The following is a 23816-nucleotide window of genomic DNA, read 5'->3' as shown; positions in this document are numbered from 1 at the left end:
CCGGCAAGGTCGACCGAGGCGCCTGCGATGCCGATCCCGGATGCACCGCCTCTTTTGCTCCCCCACCCCCGACGACTGGACGCCATCGTGAACATCTCGACGATCACCCACAAGCGCATGCGGACCCTGTCGATGGCCGGCACGCTGATGCTGACGGCCTGCGGCGGCGGCGGCGGCGGCAGTGACGATGCGAGCGTCACGCCGGGCGGCACCGGCGAACCCTCGCCCGCCGCGGCGGTGGCACTGCCGATTCCTCCCGGTCAGATCGACGCCGCCGTGGCCCGGCTCGACGGCCTGAGCGCCGAGGTGATGCAGCGCTTCCAGATCCCGGGCATGGCGGTGGCCGTGGTGAAGGATGGCCGCACCGTGTACGCCAAGGGATTCGGCGTGCGCCGCGTCGGCGGTGCGGAGCCGGTCGACGCCGACACCGTGTTCCAGCTGGCGTCGATGTCCAAGCCCATCGCCGCCACGGTCGTGGCGGGGCTGGTCGGCCAGAAGAGGTTGTCGTGGGACACCCCGGCCAAGGACCTGCTCCCCTGGTTCAGCCTGTCGAACGACGGGGTCACGCAACAGGTGACGGTGGGTGACCTCTTCTCGCACCGATCCGGACTCCGGAACGGCGTCGGCGACCAGCTCGAGGACCTGGGCTACGACCGTCGGCAAGTGCTCGAGCGCCTGCGCTACGCGCCGCTCGATCGCTTCCGCATCACGTACCACTACGCCAACTTCGGCCTGACCGCCGGCGCCGAGGCGGCCGCGGCATCGAGCGGGCTGGAGTGGGCGACGCTGTCCGAGCGCACCCTCTACCAGCCGCTCGGCATGGCCGTCACCAGCTCCCGTTTCGCGGACTTCGTCCAGCGACCGAACCGGGCCACGCCCCACGTGAAGCGCGACGGCCGCTACCAGGCCCTGTTCCAGCGCCAACCCGATGCTCAATCGCCGGCCGGCGGCGTGAGTTCCAGCGCCAACGACGTCGCGCGGTGGATGTCGATGGTCCTGCAGGATGGCAAGTACGCGGGCGGCACGTTGATACCGCCGAGCGCCTTGTTGCCCGCCGTCAGCCCGCAGAGCGTCTCGGCGCCGGCCTCGACGCCTTCGGAACGCACGGGCTTCTATGGCTATGGCTTCAACGTCGGCACGACCAGCGCGGGACGCGTGAAGCTGTCGCATTCGGGTGCCTTCATCTTGGGGACGGGAACGGCATTCACGGCCATTCCACAGGCCGGTATCGCGATCGTCACGCTGACCAACGCGGCGCCCACGGGTGCGGCCGAAACGGTCAACGCGATGTTCGAGGAAATGGTCGAGACCGGGGGCGTCAGCCGCGACTGGCATGGCTTCTTCGACAACATCTTCGCGAACTTCTACGTCCCGGAGGGCTCCCTGGCCGGCAAGACAGCACCGCCGTCGCCCGTATCGCCGCTTGGCGGCAATGCCTATGTCGGCACTTACGCGAGCGACTACTACGGCGATGCCGTGGTCGAAGCGGCCGGCAACGGGCTGCAGCTCAGGATGGGTGCGGGAGGGCAGGTCGTGTATCCGCTGCGGCATTGGAACGGCAACACCTTCGTCTTCGACCTGGAGGGCGAAAACGCGCCGCCTGGTTCGGTTTCGCGCATCGACTTCCAGGTCGGCGCGACGGGATCGGCCGACCGCATGCAGATGGAGTACTACGCCCAGGACCTCGCACGCGGCGCATTCGATCGGAAGACGCGATAGTCGGAGGCGGTCTTCCGTTCGGCATCGGGTGGGGCATGGCCGGCTTCTCTCCTGGGCCCGCGCGCGTCGCGCTCGGCGCGGGGGAGAGGAAGGCGGTCGTGCTTGCTCTTGCCATGCCGATCGGCATGGGCGTGTTCGAACTGCTCGAACGCCGTCGGCGTGCTGGCCAACCGAGCCACGAGCGAACGGATGGATTTCGCTCGGACTTCGTTCGCCGCGTTCCCGATGTTCGCGGTACCGATCTCATGCCAAACGCAAACGTCGTCGGCGGTGGCACAGTCCGGTTTCACGGCATCGGAGCACTTCCTCGGCTTTTGGAGCGATGACCATTCGAGTGAAAAAAGCCATCAAAAAAAACGAGAATGGTTCTCATTCATGGTAAGATTCTCGACATCGCAGCATCGGGATCACGTCCGACGGCGGCGCCCGGCAACGGCAGAAGACGCGCCCGGGCAGGCCGATGATCCTGATCTCGCAGTTTCCAGTTTCATCGTGGGGCGACCGAGGGAGCCATGCTCCCGGAGTCGTTTTTTGCTAGCCAACGGTTCGCCGGCAGCCATGCTTTTTTTCCCCGATGACCCGTTTCTCCATCGACGAATGACGCATACCGACCAGCTCAAGCACACGGGCCTGAAGGCCACGCTGCCGCGTGTGAAGGTCCTGGAGCTTTTCTCGCGCAGCGCGCAGCGCCATCTGACGGCCGACGAGGTCTATCTGCAGCTCGTCGGCCTGGGTTTCGACCTGGGCTTGGCGACGGTCTACCGCGTGCTGGCGCAGTTCGAGCAGGCCGGACTGCTGAAGAAGAGCCAGCTCGGCACGGCCCGCGCGGTCTTCGAACTCAACGACAACGAGCCGCACCACGGTCATCTGGTGTCGCTCAACGACGGCACGGTGCACGAGTTCTTCGATCCGCAGATCGAGGAACGGCTCAGGGCCATCGCCACCGAGCAGGGTTTCGAGATGACCGACTACGTGGTGACCGTCTTCGGCCGGTCGCGTTGAACGCCGTCCGGCGCCGCGGGTCCCGCCGGCGGCAGCGAAACCATGCGGCGCGAACCGCGCTCGTCCGGCATCCATGGTGGCGTTGACCAGCGTTCGAAGGCGCGCCCGCTCCCGTCGCCGACGAACGTCGTGAACGACGCGCACGCCGGTTTTCGGCTTGGTTTATCCCGGCATCGAGGCGCCCATGGCGCACGTCGCCTCCCGCCGATCACCTACTGTCGCGCGGGCGACAGCATCTAGAGTCGTCGTCATCGAGGCAGTCGGCATCCGGCCGGTGCCGCTTCACCGCTTTCAATCCAGAGGAATCCACACATGCCCAAAGGCAACGCCACCAAGACGGAAAACCGCCCTGAACGACCCCGCGTCGCCCTCGCGCTGCAGGGCGGTGGCGCGCACGGCGCCTATGGCTGGGGCGTGATGGAGCGCCTGATGGAGGAGGACATCGACGTCGTCGCCGTCAGCGGCGCGAGCGCGGGCGCGCTCAACGGGGCGGCGTTCGTCGCCGGGCTGGCCGCCGGCGGGCGCGAGGGTGCGCTCGCGGGCCTGGAGCGCCTGTGGCGCGCGGTCTCGGACGGGTCGCCGCTCAAGGCCTTCGACCACCAGGTGTGGGACGGCCCGATGTTCGAGCCCCTGCTGCGCCGCTCGATGGAAGCCAGCAAGCTGATGAGCCGCTACATCGCGCCGTTCGTACCGCACCTGCGCGACATGCGCACGCTGCGCCGGGTGGTGGAGCGCAGCATCGACCTGTCGGCGCTCACCGGGCCGGACGCCATCCCGCTGCACATCTCCGCCACGCGCGTGGCCAACGGGGCGGCCCGGCTGTTCGAGGGCGACGAGATCACGCTCGACGCCCTCATGGCCTCGGCCTGCCTCCCCGACATGTTCGCCGCCGTGGAGATCGAGGGCGAGGACTACTGGGACGGCGGCTTCTCCGCCAACCCGGCCCTGGAGCCGCTGATCTTCGGCGAGGCCGGCGCCACCGACGTGCTGATCGTGCAGATCACGCCCTTCATGGACGAGGACGTCTCGTCCTCGATCACCGGGATCATGGCGCGCATGAGCGACATCGGCTTCAACGCCTGCCTGCTGCGCGACCTCAAGGCGCTGACCGAGGTCCAGGCCATCGCGCGCGAGGCGAAGTCGACCGCGCCGGCGATGCGGGCCCTGGCGGCGACCAACCTCCACCTGATGGAAGCCGCGCCGGAACTGGCGCGGCGCGGGCCGGTCAGCAAGGTCGATACCCGCTGGTCGCAGATCGAGGCGCTGCGCGCCCTGGGCCGCGAGACGGCGCAGGCCTGGCTGACGGAGCACCGCCGTGCCTTCGGCCGCCGCTCGACGCTGACCGAACTGCCCGAAGCCGTGGCGGGCTGAACCGGCGCCGGAACGCGATCCGTGCGCGGGCGGATCGCGTCGGCGCCTGTTCGGATCGAACAAGTTGCATATGCAACGGTTGTAGCTACAATGATCGGCGCCGCAGCGGTCCGTCGTCCCGACGGTCTCCGGTCATCGCGGCGAACTTCATCCGGCCACGCCCATGCTCGCCTCCCGACTCTCCGCCCGGCTCCAGCGGCACGGCATCCACTACGGCTGGGTCGTCGCCGCCGTCACCTTCCTCACCATGCTGACGATGTCGGCCGCGCTCGGCCTGCCCGGCGCGATGATGCAGCCGCTCGGCCGGGAGTTCGGCTGGAGCACCGAACAGGTGTCGTCCGCGCTGGCGCTGCGCTTCGCGCTGTTCGGCCTGATGGGGCCGTTCGCGGCGGTGCTGATGGAGCGCTACGGCCTGCGCGCGGTGATGTGCGCCGGGCTCGCGCTGGTGGGCGGCGGCATGGCGCTGGTGACGCTGGCCTCGCAGCTCTGGCAGCTGTTCGTCGTCTGGAGCCTGATGCTGGGCATCGGCACCGGCATGACCGCCCTGGTGCTCGGCGCGGTGGTGGCCAACCGGTGGTTCGTCGCCCGGCGCGGCCTGGTCGTCGGCGCGCTGGCGGCCAGCTCGGCGACGGGGCAGCTCGCGTTCCTGCCCGTCGCCGCCTGGATGATGGAGCACTGGGGCTGGCGCTCGGCCGTTGTGCCCGTCTTCGTCGGCGCGGCGCTGGTGGGGCTGCTGGCGCTGGCGCTGGTGCGCGACCGGCCGGCCGACGTCGGACTGCGGCCCTTCGGCCAGACGCCCGAGGAAGCGGCCGCGGCGGCCGCCGTGCCGGCCACCGCCATGAACTGGCGCACGCCCTTCGTCGTGCTGCGCGAGGCGGCGTCGAACCGCACCTTCTGGATCCTGGCGGGCACCTTCTTCATCTGCGGCCTGAGCACCAACGGGCTGGTGCAGACGCACTTCATCTCGCTGTGCGGCGACAACGGCATGGGCGCGGTGCCGGCCGCCTCGGTGCTGGCGATGATGGGCGCCTTCGACTTCGTGGGCACCATCCTGTCGGGCTGGCTGTCGGACCGCTACGACAACCGCAAGCTGCTGTTCTGGTACTACGGCCTGCGCGGGCTGTCGCTGTTCTGGCTGCCGCACTCGGACTTCACGATCTACGGACTCGGCCTGTTCGCGATGTTCTACGGCCTCGACTGGATCGCCACCGTGCCCCCGACGGTCAAGCTCGCCGGCGCCGCCTTCGGACCGCAGAAGGCCGGGCTGGTGTTCGGCTGGATCTTCGCGGCCCACCAGCTCGGCGCGGCCACGGCGGCCTACGGCGCCGGCTTCGCCCGCACGCTGCTGCTGACGTACACGCCGGCGCTGTACGCGGCGGGCGCGGCCTGCCTGCTGGCGGCCGCACTGGTGCTGGTCGTGCGCCGTCCGGCGCGGCCGGGCGGCGTCCGTGCGTCGGTGCCGGCGCCCACCGGCGGCCGTGCCTGAGGCCGGCCGTCGATCCGCGACGGCGCGCGCAAGGTCTGCACGGCCGCGCGCGACCCGGCCGGCGTCACGCTCGCCGGCGTGGTGCCGATCGCGCTCGACGCCGGCCTGCGCGACGTCCTGAGCGACCCGCCCGCGCATCCCGGGCGGCACGGGATGGCCTTGCGCGCCGGAGGTCGGACCGGATCGCCTACCCTGCGGGCCGCTGTCCAACGGGTCACCCGCTTCCATGAATTTCGCCAACTGGTGCCTGTTCCTCGGCCTGCTGCTGCTGCTGATGTCGATCTCCGACAGCCTGCTGCGGGCGATCCCCTTCAGCTCGGCCGCCATCTACATGCTCCTGGGCATCGCGGCCGGTCCCCACGGCTTCGATCTCATCGACCTGAGCATGGCCGTCGAGGACGACGCCCACCTGCTGGAGGTGCTGACGGAGATCGTGGTGCTGGTCTCGCTGTTCGCCGTCGGGCTGAAGCTGCCCGTGCGCTCGTCCTCCGCGCCGTGGCGGGTGCCGCTCCTGCTGGCGACGGTGGCGATGGTGGTCACCATCGGACTCACCGCGGCGCTGGGGGCCGCGCTCGGCTGGTCGCTGGCCGCGTCGGTGCTGATCGGCGCGGTGCTCGCGCCGACCGATCCGGTGCTGGCCTCGGAGGTCCAGGTCAGCCACGGCGAGGACCGCGACGCGCTGCGTTTCGGCCTGACGGCCGAGGGCGGGCTCAACGACGGCACGGCGTTCCCGTTCGTCATGCTGGCGCTGGGCCTGCTGGGCTACCGCGACCTCGGGCCCTACGGACTGGGCTGGTTCGGCCTGGACGTGGTCTGGGCGGTGGCCGGCGGCATCGGCATCGGCTGGCTGTGCGGCGCCGGCTTCACGCGCGCCGTCATCGTCCTGCGGCTGCGCAAGGGATCGGCGATCGGCATGGAGAGCTTCCTGGCGCTCGGCCTCATCGCCATGACCTATGGCCTGGCCATCCACGCCGGGGTCTACGGCTTCCTGGCCGTCTTCGTGGCGGGACTGGGCATGCGCGGCGTCGAGCACGGGGTCGTGCGGCAGCGCGACGCGGCCGATGCCGCCGCCCCCGTCGCCCCCGGGGCGGAGGATTCGGACAAGGAGACGCCCACCGAGGTCACCCGCATCGCGCTGGACTTCGTCGAGGACCTGGAGAAGTTCGCCGAGATGGCGGCGATGCTGGTCATCGGCAGCCTGCTGACCTGGGACATGTTCACCTGGCACAACGCCGCGCTGGCCGCCGGGCTGCTGTTCGTGATCCGTCCGCTGGCCGTGTTCCTGGTCACCTGGCGCAGCGACTGGACGCTCCCCCAGCGGCGCATCGGCGCCTGGATGGGGGTGCGCGGCGTCGGCTCGATGTACTACCTGGCCTATGTGCTGACGCACGAGTTCGGCTTCGATCCGGTGTCCGATCGATTCACCGGGCTGGTGCTGTTCACCGTCGCCGCCTCCGTCGTGCTGCACGGGATCTCGGCGACGCCGATCATGGCCCTGTACGAGCGGCACCGGCGCTGGCGGAGGCGCTGAGGGGGAGACTGCGCAACGCAGCGGTCGCGGCGTCGCGAGCACCGGTCGAAGCGGGTTTCTGGGGCGGCTTTCCGATTCTTTTTCGGGCATTCGCCGGGGTCGTCGCGGCCAAGAATCCGGGGTCCTCACACGATGCCCCGACCATGTCCCCAGACGATTGCCGCGCGGACGCGGCCGAGCGCCCGAGCCGCGCGACGCGCGTCGCCGCGCCCGCGGCGCCCGGCGCCGCCACCCCTTGCCCGAAGTTCGCTCGCCTCGCCCCGGTGCCGGCCTCGCTGGCGGCCGCCGTGCTGCAGGCCTGCGGCGGCGGTGGCGGCGATGGCACGGGCGGCACGGGCGGCACCGGCGGCACCGCTCCCCTCGCGGCCGGCGGCGGCGCCGTGGCGGGCCCCGGCGCCGCCATCCCCGCCGGCAGCGCCAAGCCGGCCACCGACGCCGAGGCGGCGCGCTTCCTGCTGCAGGCCCAGTTCTCGGCCAGCCCCGAGGACATCGCGTCGGTGCGCGCCCTGGGCTACGCCGGCTGGCTGTCCGCGCGATTCGCCGCCGCGCCGGGGCAGACGGGCTGGGACTGGCTCGACGAGCGCGGCTACGCGTCGAACTCGCCGACGACCGCCTACTACGACAATACCTACCCGGCGCACTTCATGATCTGGAAGCAGCTCGTGACGGCGCCGGACGCCCTGCGCCAGCGCATCGCCTTCGCGCTGTCGGAGATCTTCGTCGTCGCCATCAACGGCCTCGACGCCCGCTGGCGCAGCCATCTGGTCGCCAGCTGGTGGGACATGCTGGCGGGCAACGCGCTGGGCAACTTCCGCAAGCTGCTCGAGGACGTCACCCTGCACCCCGCGATGGGCGTCTACCTCAACGTGCGCGGCAGCCAGAAGGAGAACCCCGCGACCGGCCGCCAGCCCGACGAGAACTACGCGCGCGAGGTCATGCAGCTCATGACCATCGGCCTCGCGCAGCTGGATCCGGACGGCACGCCCCGGCGCGGCGCCGACGGCGCGCCGCTGGAGAGCTACACCCCGGCCGACGTGAGCAACCTGGCGCGCGTCTTCACCGGCTACGACTTCGACCTGGGCGGCGGCGGCACCGATTCGATCCTGGGCAGCCCGGCCCACGCGCGCCGTCCGATGGCGTTCAAGGCCGCCCTGCATTCGACGCTCGACGCCACCTTCCTCGGCACCACGGTCGCGGGCGGCGGCAACGGCGTGGATTCGAGGACCCGGGCGCTCGACGTCCTGTTCCAGCACCCGAACGTCGGCCCCTTCATCGCCCGGCAACTGATCCAGCGCCTGGTGACCAGCAACCCGAGCCCGGCCTACGTCGCGCGCGTCGCCGCGTTCTTCGCCGACGACGGGCGCGGCGTGCGCGGCAGCCTGTCGGCCACCGTCGCGGCCGTCCTGCTCGACGCCGAGGCGCGCGACGCGCCCGTTCCGGGGACCGCCGGCCAGGGCCGCCTGCGCGAGCCGGTACTGCGCTTCGTGCAGTGGGCGCGCACCTTCGGTCTGCGCTCGGCGCAGGGCTCCTGGAAGATCAACGACCTGTCCAACCCGGCCACCCAGCTCGGCCAGAGCCCGCTGAATCCGGCCTCGGTCTTCAACTTCTTCCGCCCCGGCTACGTGCCGCCGAACACCGCGATCGCCACCGCTGGCGACGTCGCGCCGGAGTTCCAGCTCGTCAACGAGACCTCGGTGAGCGGCTACCTGAACTTCATGCAGGGCGTGATCCGCAACGGCATCTACGTCAACGGCGCCGACGTCCCGCAGGCGGGCGGAGGCACCGTCAACGGCTTCGACCTGACGGCGTCCTACGCCAGGGAACGCGAACTGGTCACCGACGCCGCCGCGCTGGTGGCGCACCTGAACCTGCTGCTGGCCGCCGGCCAGATCGCCGAGGGCACGGTGCGCGAGATGGTCGCGGCGCTCGACGCGACACCGCTGACCGCCGCGAGCGCCGCGAGCGCCGAGGGCGCCCGGCTCGACCGCATCGCCGCGGCCGTCCTGATGGTGATGGCCTCCCCCGAATACCTGGTCCAGAAATGAAACGCGCCGCGCCGACTCCCGCCGCCCACCACGCCGCCTGCCCCGACGCCTACCCGGCCGACATGACGAGCGACCCGTCGCGGCGCGCCTTCCTGCGCCGCTCCGGCCAGCTCGCGCTGACCGGCACGGCGCTGCCCTTCGCCCTGAACCTGGCGGCCATGGGCGAGGCCGCCGCCGCCGACGCGGGCGACTTCAAGGCCCTGGTGTGCGTCTTCCTCTACGGCGGCAACGACCAGGCGAACACCGTCGTGAACTACGACGAGGCCAGCCACGCGCTCTACGCGCGCATCCGCGGCTCGATCGCGCTGCCCCGGGCCGCGCTGGCGGCGACCGAACTGGTGCCCACGACCCCGCTGCCCGACGGCCTCCGATACGCCCTGCACCCCGCGATGACCGGCCTGGCCGGCCTGTTCGACCACGGTCGGGCGGCGGTCCAGTTCAACGTGGGGCCGCTCGTCGTGCCGCTCACGCGCGCCCAGTACGCCAGCGCCGACCGCACGCGCTACCCGCTGCCGCCGAAGCTGTTCTCGCACAACGACCAGCAGTCGGTCTGGCAGTCGTCGTCGCCCGAAGGCGCCACGACGGGGTGGGGCGGGCGCATCGGCGACCTCGCGCTGGGCGGCAACGGCAACTCGCTGTTCACCTGCATCTCGGCCACGGGCAATGCCGTGTTCCTGTCGGGGCAGCGCGCGCTGCAGTACCAGGTCAGCACCGGCGGGGCGGTCGCGATCAACGGTGCCAAGGCCGGTGTCTACGGCTCTGGCGCGGTCAGGAACCAGATCGCCGCCATGGTCCAGCGCGGCAGCGCCAACCGGCTGGAGAACGAATACGCCCGGGTCACGGGCCGCGCCATCGGCGCCGAGCAGCAGGTCACTGCCGCGCTGGCCGGCGTCGGTCTGTCGACGCCTTTCGCGGCCGGCAACCCGCTGGCCACGCAGATGAGGATCGTGGCCCGGCTGATCGCCGCGCGCGCCGCGCTGGGAGCGCGCCGCCAGGTCTTCTTCGTGTCGCTGGGGGGCTTCGACCTGCACGACAACCTGCTGGCGCAGCATCCGACGGTGCTCGGCCGCGTGAGCGAGGCCATGACCTCGTTCCACGACGCGACGGTCGAACTGGGCGTCGCCGACCGGGTGACGGCGTTCACCGCCTCCGACTTCGGCCGCACCCTGGTGTCCAACGGCGACGGCTCCGACCACGGGTGGGGCGGCCATCACCTGGTGGTCGGCGGCGCCGTCAGGGGCCGGGCCTTCTACGGCACGCCGCCGCCCGTGAGCAGCGGCAACACCGCCGCGGCGGCCGATCAGTGGCACGTGGGGCAGGGCCGGTTGCTGCCGAGCACCTCGGTCGACCAGTACGCCGCGACGCTGGCACGGTGGTTCGGCGTTCCGGCGTCCGAGCTCGACGCGATCCTGCCGAACCTGCGCCACTTCGGGACGGCCGGCGGGCGCCCGGACTATCCGGTCGACCTGGGCTTCATGGCCTGAGCCGTCCCCCGCCGACCTACGGCTGCCAGAGCGGCCGCGCGCCCGGGTCCAGCCGGCGATCGATGAAGTAGGCCGCGCTGATGAAGGCCAGGTGCGTCAGCGCCTGCGGGAAGTTGCCCAGCTGCAGCCCCCGCCGGTCGAGTTCCTCGGCGAACAGGCCCAGCGTGCTGCCATAGCGGATGCCCTTCTCCAACTGCAGCTGCGCCGCGTCGAGGCGGCCGGCCCGCGCCAGGCATTCCGCGTACCAGAAGGTGCAGGTCGTGAAGGCGCCTTCCTCGCCGTCGAGCCCGTCGTCGTTGCGGTAGCGGTGCACCAGGCCGTCGTCGCACAGCTCCTCGCCGATGGCGTCGAGCGTGCGCAGCCAGACGGGGTCGGTGGCGGAGACGAAGCGCACCAGCGGCATCAGCAGCAGGGAGCCGTCGAGCGCGGTGCCGCCGCGCTCCTGCACGAAATGGCCGTGCTCCGGATGCCGGAAGTGGGCCCAGACGTCGTCCGTGATCGCATCGCGGCAGGTGATCCATTCGGCCAGGGGCGCCGGCAGCGAGCGCTGCGTCGCCAGGCGGACGGCCCGGTCCAGCGCCACCCAGCACATGACGCGCGAATGCAGGAAGTGCCGCGGTTCCGAGCGCATCTCCCAGATGCCCGCGTCGGCGTCCTGCCAGTGCGCCACGACGTGCGAGATCAGGTCGCGCACGTGCGCCCAGCCCTGCCGGCTGATCGCGTGGCCGTACTTGTTCGAGAGGTACACGCTGTCCATCAGCTCGCCGAAGATGTCGAGCTGGTTCTGCGCGTGGGCGGCGTTGCCGATGCGCACCGGGCGGCTGCCGGCATGGCCCGCGAGGTGCGGCAGTTCCTGCTCGTCCGGGGTGCGCGAGCCGTCGATGGCGTACATGATCCGCAGCGGCGTGGCGTCGCAGGACTCGTTGATGCGCGCGCTGGTCCAGGCGTGGAACCGGTCGGCCTCCTCCACGAAGCCCAGGCGCATGAAGGCGTAGACGGTGAAGGAGGCGTCGCGGATCCAGGTCGCGCGGTAGTCCCAGTTGCGGCCGGCCCCGATGGCCTCGGGCAGCGAGAAGGTGGCCGCCGCGGCGATCGAGCCGTGGCGCGCGGAGGTCAGCAGCTTGAGCGCCAGCGCCGAGCGCAGCACCTGCTCGCGCCAGCGGCCCTGGTAGTGGCTGCGGCCGAGCCATGCGCGCCAGGCGCCCACCGTGGCCTCGATGTTGGCGTCGACCGTGGCGTCGTCGGGCGGCGTCAGGTGGTCCTCGCCGAGGACGAACCAGACGCTCTCGCCGGCGTCCAGCCGGAACCGCGCCGTCGCGGTGCCGTCGGCGCCGGCGAGCGGCACCGAGGCGTGCAGCCGCATCGCCAGGTCGCGCCCCGCGAAGCGCACCCCGCCCGCCACGGCCTCCACCGCCGGCACCTCGCGCGCGTAGTCGAAGCGCGGCGCGCACTCGACCGTGAAGTCGATCGTCCCGCGCGTGGCCTTGACGCGGCGGACGATGCTGCGCGCGCTCAGGCGGAAGTGGTCGCGCAGGTCCGGATGCGGCATCAGGTCGAGCACCTCGGCGCTGCCGTCCTCGGCCATCCAGCGCGTCATCAGCACGTTGGTCTCGGGCACGTAGAGCTGCAGCATGCGCGGCGCGGTCAGGGCCGGCGCGATCGAGAAGGCGCCGCCGTCGCCGGGCGAGAGCAGGTCGGCGAAGACCGACGGGCTGTCCAGCGAGGGCCAGCAGAGGTAGTCCAGGGTGGCGTCGCCGGCGACGAGCGCGGCCGTCTCCATGTCGCCGATGACGCCGTGGTCGCCGATGCCGCGAAGCGGCTCAACCATCGATGCGCTCCATGCACCGTCCCCGTGGCGTTCTTGTTGCGGTTGCGGTTGCGGTCGTCATGGCGCCTGGTCCTTTGGAGTCGAAACACGCAGTGAACCGCGTGCCGCGCAGCCCCGGCCGTCCTGCAGCTTTGACATCACCGTAGGCCGACGCCCCGAAGGACGTCTCCCGACCCAGGCTCGGACTCAGGCCTCGCGCAGCGGGCGATAGAAGGCCCGGACCTCCTCGGCGAGCGCGGCGGGCTGCTCCATCGCCGCGAAATGGCCGCCGCGCGGCATCGCGCGCCAGCGCCGGATGTCGGTGAAGGTGCGCTCGGCCAGCGAACGGGGCGGCCGCACGATCTCGCACGGGAATTCGCAGTACCCCACGGGCACGTCGACGGTCGCGCCCTCGGGGATCGGCCACGGGCCGTGCTGCCGGGCGTAGTAGGGCCAGAACGACGAGCCGATCGCGCCCGTGAACCAGTAGAGCGAGACGTTGGCCAGGATCTCGTCCTTGGTGAACACCGACTCGACGTCGCCGCCGCAGTCCGACCAGGCGCGCATCTTCTCGGCGATCCAGGCCGCCAGGCCGGCGGGCGAGTCGGTCAGGCCGTAGGCCAGCGTCTGCGGCCGGGTGCCCTGCTGGGTGGCGTAGCCGGTCTCCTCGGCGAGCCAGTGTCCGAGTTCGCCGATGTACTTGCGCTCGGCCTCGGTGGCGTCGGCCGGCAGGGTGGGGTCGCGCCGGATCGGCAGCATGTTCAGGTGGACGCCGATGGTCTTGTCGGGATGCGCGAGACCCAGCCGCGCCGAGATCGAGGCACCCCAATCGCCGCCCTGGGTGGCGAAGCGCGGATGGCCCAGCACGTCGCTCATCAGCACGGCGAAGGCGTCGGCGATCTGCTCGACCGACAGGCGCGGCTGCCCCGGAGCGAAGGAGAAGCCGTAGCCCGGCAGGCTGGGTGCGACCACCGTGAAGGCATCGGCCGGATCGCCGCCGAAGCGGCTCGGGTGCGTCAGGCGCGGAATGAGGTCGAGGAACTCGAACACCGAGCCCGGCCAGCCGTGCGAGAGCAGCAGCGGCATCGGCGCCGGGCCTTCGCCCCGGGCGTGGATGAAGTGCAGGTCGATGCCCGCGACCGGCACCTTGAACTGCGCGAAGGCGTTGAGGCGCGCCTCGCGCGCGCGCCAGTCGAAGTGCGTGCGCCAGTGCTCGACCAGCTCCCGCATCCAGGCCAGGTCGGTGCCGGTGGCCCAGGGCGCGCCGGGGGCCTGGTCGGGGAAGCGGGTGAGGGCGAGGCGGGACTTCAGGTCGTCGATGGCGGCGTCGTCGACGTGGGCTCGGAAGGGATGGATCGTCATCGCCACAATCTAGCCGATCCGACCGCCGGGGAAGCGTCGGGACGGATCGCGACCCGTCATCGGGCCGTGCCGTGGACCGGCGTCGGCGTCGGCTTCGGCGCCGATGCGCTCCGGCCTCAGCGCGACAGGCCGAGCATCGCGCTCGACGGCAGCACGGCGCACTTGACGCCCGCGCGCACGATCTCCAGCGGAATGACGGGGTCGCGGACCTCGGCGGCCACGCGGGCGAGGTCGAGCAAGGTCAGCGGCACGCTGCTGCGGTCGACCTCGCGGTAGGCGGTGGCGGCGCGGTTGAGCGCCTGCAGCTGGGAGAAGGACAGCCGGTCCGACAGGCTGTCGCCGACGCACGATGCCTTCTCCGGTGGAACGCCGTAGCGTTCGAGCGCGCCGGCGATGCGCTGCGAGGCGCATCCCGCGCCGAGGGCCAGGACGAGGGCGGTGCATGCGATGGCGAGGGTCTTGGGCATGGGTGTCGATCGTGGGGTCGGTGGTTCGGGTTGGAATGGGGGCCGCGGGACGGCGAAGGGGCGTCGTCGATCGATCGCGACGTCAGTCGTCGCGGCCGCCGGCGCCGCGCGTCCGGGTCGGGAAGTGCCCCCGGTCGCGCGCCCAGAGGAGCGCCGCGTTGCGGCTGTGGACGCCGATCTTGGTGTAGATCCTGGCGACGTGATTGCGCACCGTGCCGAGCGCCACGTCCAGCCGCTTGGCGATCTCCTTGTCGGAATGGCCCTGGCTCAGGGCTTCGAGCACCTGCTGCTCGCGCGCGGTCAAGTCGTCGATCCCGATCCGGCTGGCGATGGCGCCGCTGCGCCTGACGTTGGCCAGCTTCTCGACCAGCGACCGGCTGAACCAGGAGGTGTCCTGCAGCACCAGTTCGATGGCGTCGACCAGCTCCATCTCCGATCGCCTGCGCTCGGTGATGTCGAGCCAGGTCAGCAGGAGGCAGGCCTGCCCGTCGATGGTCACGCGTTCGGCGGACACCAGGCAGTTCAGCGGCTCGCCGTTGCCGAAGTCGATGCGCAGGTCGACGTTGCGCATGCTCGCGTGGCGGGCCAGGTGTTGGACCACCGCCTGCACGAACGGGTCCAGCCAGGCCGACACCCGGGCGCCGCGCGGACCGACGAGGTCTTCGGCGCGGCAGTCCGTGGCGACGCAGAAGGCCTCGTTGACGTCCAGGATCTCCAGATCGTCCGCGCGCAGGACCGCGCTCGGAACCGGCAGCATGCGGAAGGCCTTGCGGAAACGGTCCTCGCTCAGCCGCAGCGAGGCTTCGGCCCGGCGCCGGGGTTCCAGGTCGACGAAGGTGAACAGCATGCAGGGTTCCTCGCCGATCTCGATGGGCTGGCCCGCGACGACGACGGGCTTGCGGGCGTCGCCGGGCAGGCGCAGTTCGGCCTCCATCTGGGGGATCGTGAGGCCGTCGCGCAGCTGCTCGATCGCGGCGTCGCGCCGATCGGCCCGCTCGAGGACGTCGAATTCGTAGGCCGTCCGACCGATCAGGTCCTCGCTCGCGTAGCCGGTCATGTCCAGGAAGCCGAGGTTGACTTTGATGTAGCGCTGGTCGCTCAGTCGGCAGATGATGGCCGGTGCCGGGTTGGCGTTGAAGGTGCGTTCGAAGCGCCGCTCGGCATCCGCCCACTCGCTCGCGTCGTGCAGGATGAGCACCAGGACGTCGGGGTGGCCGTCGTCGTCCGTGAGCACCAAGCTGCGCACACGGTGCACCCAGCTCGCGTCGTGATCGGTCGCGAGAAAGACCTCGACGACCACGTCCGTGAACTTCTCGCCGGAGATCACGCGCTCGATGGGATAGCGGCCGTCCTCAAGCGCGTGGTTGTTGCGGTAGCGCAGTCGGAACCGCTCGCGGTAGTCGGTGACGTCGCGGCCCAGGTCGCCGAGCGTCGTCACGCCGTGCATGCGCAAGGCCGCCTCGTTGGCCCAGACGATCGTCTGATCGGGCTCGATGAGGATCACGCCCTCCGTCAGGCCGGCGATGATCTGCTGCAACTGCCGTCGGTCGGTGTTGCGCTGCAGGACGGTATCGGTCATTGAAGGATCGCCGCGGGTCGAGGGATGGCCGGTGCGGGAGGCGTGGACAATCCGCCCCGGTCCCGGTCGGAGCGGTCGGGGGCGGGTGGATCGGATGCCGGTCAGGCGAGCCGGAGAGCGGCGACGGCGGCGCGGGTCGATGCGATCATGGAATCAACGCCTCCGGTCGATCAGCGCTTGGACCAGATCGCGCCGACGACGAAGAACACGCCGGCCACGATCGCCACCGTGCCGATGGGATTCTTCACGGCCGATTCGCGCAGCTCGTCGACGATGCGGCCATAGCCGTATTGCGCGCCACCGGCGACGCGGCGGGCCTTGCCTTCGTAGCGCGTGCCGGTGTCGCCGGTGGCGGCACCGAATGCCTCCTGGACGCGGCCGGCGATGTTTTGGAATGCGCCTTCGGTCTTGTTGAACATGTCTTTTTCCTTCAAGTGGGTTGGGTTGAAGTTGAATCGGATGCGAGCGATTCCAATGAAGTCGCCGCGAGGGCGACGGCGTGCCTATCCGGTCGTCTTCCGGGCGGCGTCCTCGGCCGCTTTACGGGCTTGGCCGAGGTCCTTCCGGGCCCGGCCCACGGCCTTCTCGCTGGCGCCTTCGGCTTCGAGGTTCTCGTTGCCGATGACCTTGCCCAGGGCTTCCTTGACGGAGCCCTTGACCTGCTCGACGTCGCCGTCGGTCGTGTCCTTGTTCATTGGAACCGTTCCTGCTGATCGCCCGCGACGACAGTGCCACGGGCATTCGCATCGTTGGCGAACGGGACGATCGTAAGCAGCCGGCGTCGGTGCCGACGCGTTGCAGATGCACTAGGCGATGTAGTGCATTTGAACCATTTTTTGTAGTTCCGACCACGCTTTGTAGGCCTCGATCCTGAGGTCGGGTAAGTCCCTTCGCAGGGGCGCGCCGCAGCCCGGACGTCGGATCGACGAGGACGTCGCCATGACGCCGCGACGCGATGCGACACCGCGACCGGATCAGTCGGTTCCGGCGTCGGATTCCCGTCGATCGGGCGATGCGCGCGGTGTCGTCGGCGCGATGTCGAACAGCCGGAACCCCACGGTCTCGTCGCGCGCCACGCGGTCGGCGAGGGCGCGCTCCCAGGCCAGGTAGTCGCTCCAGGCGCCTTCGCGCCGCGATGCCGGCACGCGCATGACGGAGCCCCAGTCGTCCTCGAAGGCCGTCAGCAACTGGCGCGGCGTCCAGTCGCTCTCGGTCGGCAGGCCCGCGTCCCGCCAGGCCCGCGTGCCGCCCGCGAGCCAGCCGACGTCGCCGTCCGGCCAGCGTTCGAGCGCGTCGCGCGCCGCGAGGCGGGCGGCGCGGCCGTCGGGCGAGGTGAAGACGATGCGCCGCCCCGGCCGTTGCAGGTCGGCCAGCGGCTCCCAGGTGAAGGGCAGCAGGAAATGCGCGCCCGGCAGGTGCTGCCGCTCGTAGTCGGCGCTCGGGCCGACGTCGACCACCCGGACGTCGGCGGCCCCGTCGCGCAGCAGGGCCGCCAGCCGCGCCGGCGCGATCGCCTCGCCCGCCGCGGTCCCCGGGTCGCGTCCGGGCGCCGGATCGCGACGCGGCAGCGGCAGCGGCGGCGGGTCGCCGTCGAGGATGAGGACCTCCGCCTGGTCGAGCTGCGTCAGCCAGAAGGACGTCACCGCCGCGCGCAGGCGGTGGGGATCGTCGATCAGCACGATGCGGGCGTGGCGGGTGCCGACCAGGTGCTCGAAGTGCATCAGCAACTGCCCCCCGGCGACGGCGCGCACGATGTCGCCGGCCGCGCCGTCGGTCGCCCCGGGGCGCAGGTCGAAGACGAAGAGCGTCCGGTCGGTCTCGGCGTGGCGTCGCGCCAGGTCGTCGGGTGTCACCCGCGGCAGGCCGTGGCCGTCGATGAGCCCGTCGGCGCGCCGACGCAGTTCATGGACCGGCGCGACCGGCAGATCGAAGGCGGGATGCGCATCCTCCACGGCGGGTCCGCCGTCCAGCGTCCAGCGCATGACGCCGTCCTCCAGGAACCGGACGTCGGGATGGCCGAGCACGCGCAGCGTGGTGGCGCCGATGATCCCGCGCGTGCGGCTGAAGCAGTTGACGACCCAGGTCGCGGCGGGTGGCGCGTCGGCCCCCGGCGCGGCATCGGGCCAGGCGCGCAGCGCGAGTTCGGTGCCGGCGTGGTTTCCGCCGCCGGGCAATGTCAGGTAGGCGTACTCGTCGGCCGGCCGGACGTCGATCAGGGCCGTCGCCGCGCCGGCCGCGCGCCGCGCCCGCAGGGCGGCACCGCTCAGGGTGGGCGTCGCGTGGTGGCGGCGCACCCGGTCGCCGAAGGCCTTGACCAGGCTGCCGTAGCCGTCGGTCACGGGCAGCCCCGCCGCGCGCCAGCCGGCCAGGCCGCCGTCGAGCACGCGCACGTCGAGGTAGCCCAGGCGCTCCAGCAGCGCCCGGGCGCGCGATGCGGGGCCGTCCGGCGCGGCGTCCGCGTCCATCACGACGACCGGCGTGCCCGCGCGCGGCACCATCGCCGCCACGTCGAGTTCCAGGGACGACAGCGGCGTCATGCGCGCCAGCGTGAGGTGGGCGCCGACATAGGCCCGGGCCTCGCGCACGTCGAGCAGGGCGAGTTCGCTGCGCTCCCGCAGCGACGCGAACAGCCGCTGCGGCGCGACGGGGAGCGGGGGAGGGGGAGCGGAGGCGGTCATGGCGCGGTGCGCCGGCGTGTCGGCGCGGCCCTGCGGACTGTAGACCGCACGGCCACCCGGGCCCAAGCAGGGTTTTCGCATGTGCTCATGCGCAATGGGCGCAAGCGCGCACGAGGGGCGGGGGCACCATGGCCCGCCGTCTCCCGTCCTCGCGCATCCGAATGAGCCCACACGACCGCCCCTCCACGCCGGACCGTCCGGCACCGTTGTCCGCCTGGCATCGCTACGAGGTGCCGACCCTGCTGCTCGCCGCGGGGACGTACGTCGCCTGGGCGGCCCTGGTGCACTGGCATCGCGTCGTCCCGGGTCCCGTGCTGTTCCTGCTCGGCGGCTATGTCGTGCAATTGCACTGCTCGCTCCAGCACGAGGCCATCCACGCCATGCGGCGGGTGCCGCGGGCGCTCCGGCTCGCGGCGGTGTGGCCGCCGCTCGACCTGTGGCTGCCCTACGCGCTGTTCCAGCGCAGCCACAGCGCCCACCACGTCAACTTCCACCTCACCCACCCGGGCAAGGACACCGAGAGCGCCTACCACTCGTCCACCGCCTGGCAGGGCTACGGCCGCCTGCGGCGCGCGATCGCCCGGGCCGACCAGACGCTCGCCTTCCGCATGGGCGTCGGCCCCGCGCTGCGCCTGGTCGGTTTCGCGCACGAGGAAATCGGCCGGCTGGCGAAGGGCGATTTCTCGCACCTGGGCATCTGGGCCGTCCATGCGCTCGGCGTCGCGCCGATCCTCTGGTGGGTGACGCAGGTCGCCGACCTGCCCCTGTGGAAGTACCTGCTGTGCTTCGTCTATCCGAGCATGATGCTCGGCGCCCTGCGCTCCTTCGCCGAGCACCGCTGGGAGGCGTCGCCGCACGGACGCGTCGCCATCGTCGAGTCGAACGCGCTGTTCGGGCTGCTCTACCTCAACAACAACTTCCACCACGTCCACCATCGCTCGCCGACCATGCCGTGGTACCGCATCCCGGCGCACTTCCGCGCCCACCGCGCGGCCATCCTGGCGGCCAACGGCCACTTCTACTACCGGGGCTACGGGCAGATCGCGCGGCGCTACCTGATCCGGCCGGTGTTCGAGCCCGTGCATCCGCAGTGGTAGGGCGGCCGGGCCGGGCTCAGCGGCCCTCGGCGTCGCCGCGCCGCGCCAGCACCTCGGCGCGCGGGCCGGCATCGACCACGCGGCCGGCTTCCACCACGACCACCGTGTCGAAGCGCGCCAGCAGGCTCGGCCGATGCACCGAGGCGACGATGCAGGCCGACGGGAAGGCGGCGTCCATGCGGTCGAAGACCCGGCCCTCGGCCAGCGGATCGAGCGCGCTGGTCGGCTCGTCGAGCAGCAGCAGCGAGCTCCCGTGCGCGGCCAGCGCCCCGCGCGCCAGCGCCAGCCGCTGCCGCTGGCCGCCCGAGAGGTTGCCGCCGCGCTCGTTGAGCGGGCTGGCCAGGCCGGCGGGGAGGCGTTCCAGCACCTCGTCGAACACGCCCGCGCGCACGGCCTCCCGCAGCCGCTGCGCGTCGGCCGGCTCGCCGAAGGTCAGGTTCTCCTCCACGCTGGCCTCGAACACCTCGGCCTCCTGCGGGATCAGGGTGGCCAGCGTGCGCAGTTCGGCCCAGTCCACCGCGATGCCGTCGCGCCGCAACTCGCCCTGCTGCGGGCGGTACAGGCCGGCGAGCGTGCGCAGCAGGGTGCTCTTGCCGCCGCCGCTGGGCCCCACGAGCGCCACGCGCGCGCCGCGCCGCAGGACCAGGTCGACGCCCTGCAGCCCGCCGCGCGCGTCGTCGGCGTAGCGCCAGGTGGCGCCGTGCAATGCCAGCGTCCGCCACGGCGCGTCGGACACCACGGCCGGCACGGCGGCGTCCGGGTCGCCCGGCGCGGCCCAGATTGGCTCGGCGCTGCCGTAGTCGGTGTGCATGCGCGCGAACCCTTGGAAGTTCGACGCCATGGCGCCGACCACCGACGCCGCCTGCTGCGCGTACTGGTAGATCATGAAGACGGTGCCCAGCAGCACGGCCTGCCCCGGCTGGCGCGTCTGCAGCACGTAGACCACCACCAGGATCCAGGTCAGCCCCATGCCCAGCAGGTCGACGGCGAACCACTTGCCCTCGCCGACCATGACCGCGCGCTTCAAGGGCGCGATCACCGCGTCCATGCGCCGGCCCAGCAGCCGGCGCGAGGCCGCCTGCAGCCGCAGCCCGATCACGGTGCCGGCGTTGCCGACGAAGTCCAGCAGCGCGGCGGCGTAACGGCGCTCGGCGTCGTTCTCGGCGCGGGCGAGCTGCATCAGGACGCGGTCGAAGCGCAGCAGGATGACGGCGATGAGCACGTAGCCGGTCACCGCGATGGCGCCGCTGGTGCGCGAGAGCAGCACCAGCGCGACGATCGGGCCGACGAAGCCGAAGGCGCTCTGCAGGTAGCCGAACTGGCTCTGCGCGAATTCCGCCAACGCCCGGCTGGCCTGCGTCACGCGGTGCTGCAGTTCGCCCGAGTGCCGGCCGTCGCGCCAGGCCAGCGGCGCCGCGGCGATGCGCGCGTAGAGCAGGTCGGACAGCCGCTCGCGCACCCGCACCGCCACGTTGCGCTCCAGCACCCGGCCCGGCCCGTGCAGCAGCCACGACAACAGGTAGATGCCGATCAGCCCGGCGATCCAGCGGCCGGCCTGCGCCAGGTCGCCGCGCTGCAAGGCGTTGATCGCCTGCGCGGCCAGCCAGGGCATGGTCAGCCGCATCAGCTGCGCGCCCGACAGCAGGCCGGCGGCGCCGAGCAGCTGGGACCGCGCGCCCCGCGCGTGGCGCCAGAGGGCGCGGTAGAGGTCGCGCGCCGCGCCGCCGAGGCCGGTGGCGGGGGCAGGGAGTCGAACGGGCGTGTCGGAGGCGGTCATGCGCGATGCGGCGACGGCTGCCGGAGCCGTGCGGCGCCGCGGCCGCCTGTCGCCGGGGAGAAAAGCCCGCATTGTGGGCGCCCGGCCGCGCCGGGGCGATCCATGGCGCCTCGCCCGGGATCGCCTAGCCTGTGCGGTGCCGTCGCAGTGTCGCCGACGGCGACTCGCCGAAGAGCTTCGCGTAGCGGCTGGCGAACATGCCGTGATGGGCGAAGCCCCATCGGTAGGCCACGTCGGCCACGCTGGTGCCCGGCGGGCAATGGATCAGTTCGTTGCGCGCGCCGTCCAGGCGCAGCCGCCGCAGGTAGTCCATCGGCGTCGTGTTGCGGAACTGCCGGAACGCCATCTGCAGCGAACGCGCGCTGGTCTGCGACGCCAGTGCGATGTCTTCCAGCCGCAGGGGCCGCAGCAGGTTGGCGTGCATGAACTCGATGGCGCGCCGGACGTGCTTCGGTGCGGGCAACGCGGTCCGGCGTCCGAGGTATTCCGAGTGGTCGTGGGGCATCGCCTCGACGAACAGGGACAGCACGGCCTCCTTGAGACTGACGATCGCCATGGGCGCGGACATCAGCGGGGCCTGGTCGCGCATCCCATCGATGATGGCCTGGCCGATCTCGAACATCAGGCGGGAGGCACCCCCGTCCATGCGGAAGTGGGGCGCGAAACGCACCCGGCGGTGGACGGGACGGTCCGTCAGCAGGGTCACGTGGCGATGCAGTTCCCCGCTGTCCAGGGCGATGCGCTGCCACGCGCTGCCGGGCGAGAACGTGGCCGAATCGGCGGTCAGGGAGTCCAGGATCAGCCCGCCGTTGGGCTGCGAGTGGGTCGGCTCCCGCGCGCCCGTGTCCACCGACAGCGAGCCGGACGACGGAAAGGACATGCCGTAGCCGTCCATCGGTTCGTCGATGAGCAGCTGCATGCCCGAACACGACGTCGACGTCGAGAACTTCACACCTTCGCACCGCACGGCCGTCGTCTGGAAGTCGAAGGGGTCCTGGCCCCGTGTCGCCATCCGCAACGGCATGTAGTTGTCCGAGAGGAAGGACCGGGCTTGCTCGATGTCGTCGAAGCGCGCCGAAACGGCATGCACACGCTCGTTGGACATGAGCCGGTTCGTTGTCGACGGGTCTTCTTTCATCTTGGATCGCGGTGATGGAGAGGGGTGTTCCGATGGGAGGACGTCGTCGAGCGGCATCGATCGAGCGTCCGGAAAAAGGCATTCTCGAGCGCTCCTGCGGAATCCGAGCATGGATCGTCGAGGCATCGGAGCCGGTCGGCGAAAGCCCGTGGAGGTCGTCCTTCCCTCGCGACGAGGGATTGCAATCCGCTCTTCGAAAGATGCACTTTCTGGCATGAGGGAAGGGCCGTGCGGAGAGCGAGTCTTTGGCACGCCGAGATCGTCGAGGAATACTTTCTTATGAGTTCTTCAAAGATTAATGCTTATTAATTAATTGAAATTGCAGGTCCTTAATCGATTTGAACTAAGTTGCGTGAAAAGGATAATTATTTCGCGTTCTCGACAGGAAGATCGAAAAACGGATTTAAGCCGGTCGATGGAGCACCGAAGTAAATGCACGGAGATCGATCGACGCGTTCTCGCTCAGTGAAATTGAGCAGTTCTCCGGTGCCAGATCCCGACCCACCTTGAATCCCATCATGAAAAAGTTCTCCACCCGGCAGCTTCTCATCTGCACCTTCATCGCATTGGCGATGCTGGTCCTGCTGGTGAGTCTTCTCGCCATGCGCGCGCTGAGCGATTCGAACGAGCGTTTTTCCGGCTACGTCCATGGCGTCGCGGAGCGGCAGAGCGTCATCTCCAACATGAGGAAGGCCGCCAATCAACGCGCCATCGGCGTGCGGGACATGGCCCTGGTCTCCACGCCCGCCGAGCGCGATGTCGCCAAGGCCCTGGCCATCAACTCGAACGAGGAACTCCAGGCGGGATTCAAGAAGATGCGGGCCGCGCTCGACGGCGGTGTGGACATCCCGGAGCGCGAGCGGCTGCTGTTCGCCAAGCTGGAGAAGCTGGAGGCCCAGTACGAGCCGGTCGCGCTCTCCATCGTCGAGCTGTCGTCCTCGGGCAAGGCCGAACTGGCCAGGGAGAAGATCAACAACGTCTGCCGCCCGCTGCTGGCCGAGCTGATGGGCGTGATCCGCGACTACGTGGAGGTCAGCAGGGAGCAGTCCAGGATCGACCTCGAGGCTTCGGCGTCGAGCTATGCGAGCCAGCGCAACCTCCTGCTGGCGCTCAGCTGCTTCGCGGTCTTCGCGGCGGCGGCGCTGGGTCTGTTCATCACGCGCAGGATCCTGGGCTCGCTGGGTGCGGAGCCGGCCGAGCTGAGCGTGGCGGCGCAGCGCGTGGCGCGCGGCGACCTGGGCGAGATCGCCGGGGCGAGGCAGGCGGCCCCGGG

General features: G+C 71.1%; 19 protein-coding genes. 10 read left to right on the top strand and 9 right to left on the bottom strand.

Going from position 1 to position 23816, the window contains the following annotated elements:
• Positions 1–27: 27 nt before the first annotated feature.
• From ABID77_RS20675 to ABID77_RS20640, 8 genes are all read left to right on the top strand, one after another.
• Positions 28–1719 carry a serine hydrolase gene (locus ABID77_RS20675; protein ID WP_429599976.1) on the top strand — a complete coding sequence of 564 codons (1692 nt, stop codon included), beginning with the start codon at positions 28–30 and terminating at the stop codon, positions 1717–1719.
• Between the two features lie 35 nt (positions 1720–1754).
• The gene (locus ABID77_RS20670) at positions 1755–2045 is read left to right on the top strand and encodes a DUF6691 family protein (RefSeq protein ID WP_429599973.1); all 291 of its coding nucleotides are present in this window, start codon (positions 1755–1757) and stop codon (positions 2043–2045) included.
• Positions 2046–2316: 271 nt separating this feature from the next.
• The gene (locus tag ABID77_RS20665) at positions 2317–2721 is read left to right on the top strand and encodes a transcriptional repressor (protein ID WP_429599971.1); all 405 of its coding nucleotides are present in this window, start codon (positions 2317–2319) and stop codon (positions 2719–2721) included.
• Between the two features lie 312 nt (positions 2722–3033).
• A complete protein-coding gene (locus ABID77_RS20660) occupies positions 3034–4092 on the top strand; it encodes a patatin-like phospholipase family protein (RefSeq protein WP_429599968.1) in 1059 nt (352 codons plus the stop codon).
• 163 nt (positions 4093–4255) lie between these two features.
• Entirely contained in the window at positions 4256–5578 is a 1323-nt protein-coding gene (locus tag ABID77_RS20655) for an MFS transporter (protein WP_429599966.1), read from the top strand.
• A gap of 226 nt (positions 5579–5804) precedes the next feature.
• A complete protein-coding gene (locus tag ABID77_RS20650; RefSeq protein ID WP_429599964.1) occupies positions 5805–7109 on the top strand; it encodes a cation:proton antiporter in 1305 nt (434 codons plus the stop codon).
• 143 nt (positions 7110–7252) lie between these two features.
• Positions 7253–9154, top strand: coding sequence for a DUF1800 domain-containing protein (locus ABID77_RS20645; protein WP_429599961.1), 1902 nt, complete (start codon positions 7253–7255; stop codon positions 9152–9154).
• 62 nt (positions 9155–9216) lie between these two features.
• The gene (locus tag ABID77_RS20640; RefSeq protein WP_429600151.1) at positions 9217–10638 is read left to right on the top strand and encodes a DUF1501 domain-containing protein; all 1422 of its coding nucleotides are present in this window, start codon (positions 9217–9219) and stop codon (positions 10636–10638) included.
• 16 nt (positions 10639–10654) lie between these two features.
• Here ABID77_RS20640 and ABID77_RS20635 read toward each other — a convergent pair whose 3' ends face one another.
• From ABID77_RS20635 to ABID77_RS20605, 7 genes are all read right to left on the bottom strand, one after another.
• Positions 10655–12466 carry a glycoside hydrolase family 15 protein gene (locus tag ABID77_RS20635; protein WP_429599959.1) on the bottom strand — a complete coding sequence of 604 codons (1812 nt, stop codon included), beginning with the start codon at positions 12464–12466 and terminating at the stop codon, positions 10655–10657.
• Between the two features lie 186 nt (positions 12467–12652).
• Complete coding sequence (locus ABID77_RS20630) at positions 12653–13807, bottom strand: epoxide hydrolase family protein (RefSeq protein ID WP_429599957.1); 1155 nt, start codon at positions 13805–13807, stop codon at positions 12653–12655.
• Positions 13808–13923: 116 nt separating this feature from the next.
• Positions 13924–14274 (bottom strand): hypothetical protein, encoded by a 351-nt coding sequence (locus tag ABID77_RS20625; RefSeq protein ID WP_429599954.1) that lies wholly within the window; start codon positions 14272–14274, stop codon positions 13924–13926.
• Between the two features lie 82 nt (positions 14275–14356).
• On the bottom strand, positions 14357–15853 hold the full coding sequence (locus tag ABID77_RS20620) for a PAS domain S-box protein (protein WP_429599951.1): 1497 nt from the start codon (positions 15851–15853) through the stop codon (positions 14357–14359).
• 170 nt (positions 15854–16023) lie between these two features.
• A complete protein-coding gene (locus ABID77_RS20615) occupies positions 16024–16272 on the bottom strand; it encodes a CsbD family protein (RefSeq protein WP_429599949.1) in 249 nt (82 codons plus the stop codon).
• 84 nt (positions 16273–16356) lie between these two features.
• Positions 16357–16548 carry a CsbD family protein gene (locus ABID77_RS20610; RefSeq protein WP_429599947.1) on the bottom strand — a complete coding sequence of 64 codons (192 nt, stop codon included), beginning with the start codon at positions 16546–16548 and terminating at the stop codon, positions 16357–16359.
• 279 nt (positions 16549–16827) lie between these two features.
• Positions 16828–18531, bottom strand: a complete 1704-nt coding sequence (locus tag ABID77_RS20605) for a rhodanese-like domain-containing protein (protein ID WP_429599945.1) — start codon at positions 18529–18531, stop codon at positions 16828–16830.
• A gap of 161 nt (positions 18532–18692) precedes the next feature.
• Here ABID77_RS20605 and ABID77_RS20600 point away from each other — a divergent pair, with 161 nt between their 5' ends.
• The gene (locus ABID77_RS20600) at positions 18693–19628 is read left to right on the top strand and encodes a fatty acid desaturase (protein WP_429599942.1); all 936 of its coding nucleotides are present in this window, start codon (positions 18693–18695) and stop codon (positions 19626–19628) included.
• Between the two features lie 16 nt (positions 19629–19644).
• Here ABID77_RS20600 and ABID77_RS20595 read toward each other — a convergent pair whose 3' ends face one another.
• Positions 19645–21405 (bottom strand): ATP-binding cassette domain-containing protein, encoded by a 1761-nt coding sequence (locus tag ABID77_RS20595; RefSeq protein ID WP_429599939.1) that lies wholly within the window; start codon positions 21403–21405, stop codon positions 19645–19647.
• Between the two features lie 124 nt (positions 21406–21529).
• Positions 21530–22510, bottom strand: a complete 981-nt coding sequence (locus tag ABID77_RS20590; protein WP_429599936.1) for an AraC family transcriptional regulator — start codon at positions 22508–22510, stop codon at positions 21530–21532.
• A gap of 551 nt (positions 22511–23061) precedes the next feature.
• Here ABID77_RS20590 and ABID77_RS20585 point away from each other — a divergent pair.
• Positions 23062–23816 (top strand): MCP four helix bundle domain-containing protein (locus ABID77_RS20585; RefSeq protein ID WP_429599934.1); only part of this gene is annotated, 755 nt, incomplete at its 3' end.

This window comes from Variovorax sp. PvP013 (genome assembly GCF_050435945.1).
Classification (GTDB): Bacteria; Pseudomonadota; Gammaproteobacteria; order Burkholderiales; family Burkholderiaceae_C; genus Variovorax.
The sequence above is the reverse complement of the archived record's forward strand: the minus strand, read 5'-3'. Positions and strand labels throughout refer to the sequence as shown.

Excerpts from the sequence above, each read along its gene's own strand:
- ABID77_RS20670 (WP_429599973.1), top strand. The coding sequence starts at position 1,755 with ATGGCCGGCTTCTCTCCTGGGCCCGCGCGCGTCGCGCTCGGCGCGGGG.
- ABID77_RS20610 (WP_429599947.1), bottom strand. The coding sequence starts at position 16,548 with ATGAACAAGGACACGACCGACGGCGACGTCGAGCAGGTCAAGGGCTCC.
- ABID77_RS20665 (WP_429599971.1), top strand. The coding sequence starts at position 2,317 with ATGACGCATACCGACCAGCTCAAGCACACGGGCCTGAAGGCCACGCTG.
- ABID77_RS20595 (WP_429599939.1), bottom strand. The coding sequence starts at position 21,405 with ATGACCGCCTCCGACACGCCCGTTCGACTCCCTGCCCCCGCCACCGGC.
- ABID77_RS20645 (WP_429599961.1), top strand. The coding sequence starts at position 7,253 with ATGTCCCCAGACGATTGCCGCGCGGACGCGGCCGAGCGCCCGAGCCGC.
- ABID77_RS20600 (WP_429599942.1), top strand. The coding sequence starts at position 18,693 with ATGAGCCCACACGACCGCCCCTCCACGCCGGACCGTCCGGCACCGTTG.
- ABID77_RS20625 (WP_429599954.1), bottom strand. The coding sequence starts at position 14,274 with ATGCCCAAGACCCTCGCCATCGCATGCACCGCCCTCGTCCTGGCCCTC.
- ABID77_RS20660 (WP_429599968.1), top strand. The coding sequence starts at position 3,034 with ATGCCCAAAGGCAACGCCACCAAGACGGAAAACCGCCCTGAACGACCC.
- ABID77_RS20615 (WP_429599949.1), bottom strand. The coding sequence starts at position 16,272 with ATGTTCAACAAGACCGAAGGCGCATTCCAAAACATCGCCGGCCGCGTC.
- ABID77_RS20650 (WP_429599964.1), top strand. The coding sequence starts at position 5,805 with ATGAATTTCGCCAACTGGTGCCTGTTCCTCGGCCTGCTGCTGCTGCTG.
- ABID77_RS20640 (WP_429600151.1), top strand. The coding sequence starts at position 9,217 with ATGACGAGCGACCCGTCGCGGCGCGCCTTCCTGCGCCGCTCCGGCCAG.
- ABID77_RS20635 (WP_429599959.1), bottom strand. The coding sequence starts at position 12,466 with ATGGTTGAGCCGCTTCGCGGCATCGGCGACCACGGCGTCATCGGCGAC.
- ABID77_RS20655 (WP_429599966.1), top strand. The coding sequence starts at position 4,256 with ATGCTCGCCTCCCGACTCTCCGCCCGGCTCCAGCGGCACGGCATCCAC.
- ABID77_RS20630 (WP_429599957.1), bottom strand. The coding sequence starts at position 13,807 with ATGACGATCCATCCCTTCCGAGCCCACGTCGACGACGCCGCCATCGAC.
- ABID77_RS20590 (WP_429599936.1), bottom strand. The coding sequence starts at position 22,510 with ATGTCCAACGAGCGTGTGCATGCCGTTTCGGCGCGCTTCGACGACATC.
- ABID77_RS20605 (WP_429599945.1), bottom strand. The coding sequence starts at position 18,531 with ATGACCGCCTCCGCTCCCCCTCCCCCGCTCCCCGTCGCGCCGCAGCGG.
- ABID77_RS20675 (WP_429599976.1), top strand. The coding sequence starts at position 28 with ATGCCGATCCCGGATGCACCGCCTCTTTTGCTCCCCCACCCCCGACGA.
- ABID77_RS20620 (WP_429599951.1), bottom strand. The coding sequence starts at position 15,853 with ATGACCGATACCGTCCTGCAGCGCAACACCGACCGACGGCAGTTGCAG.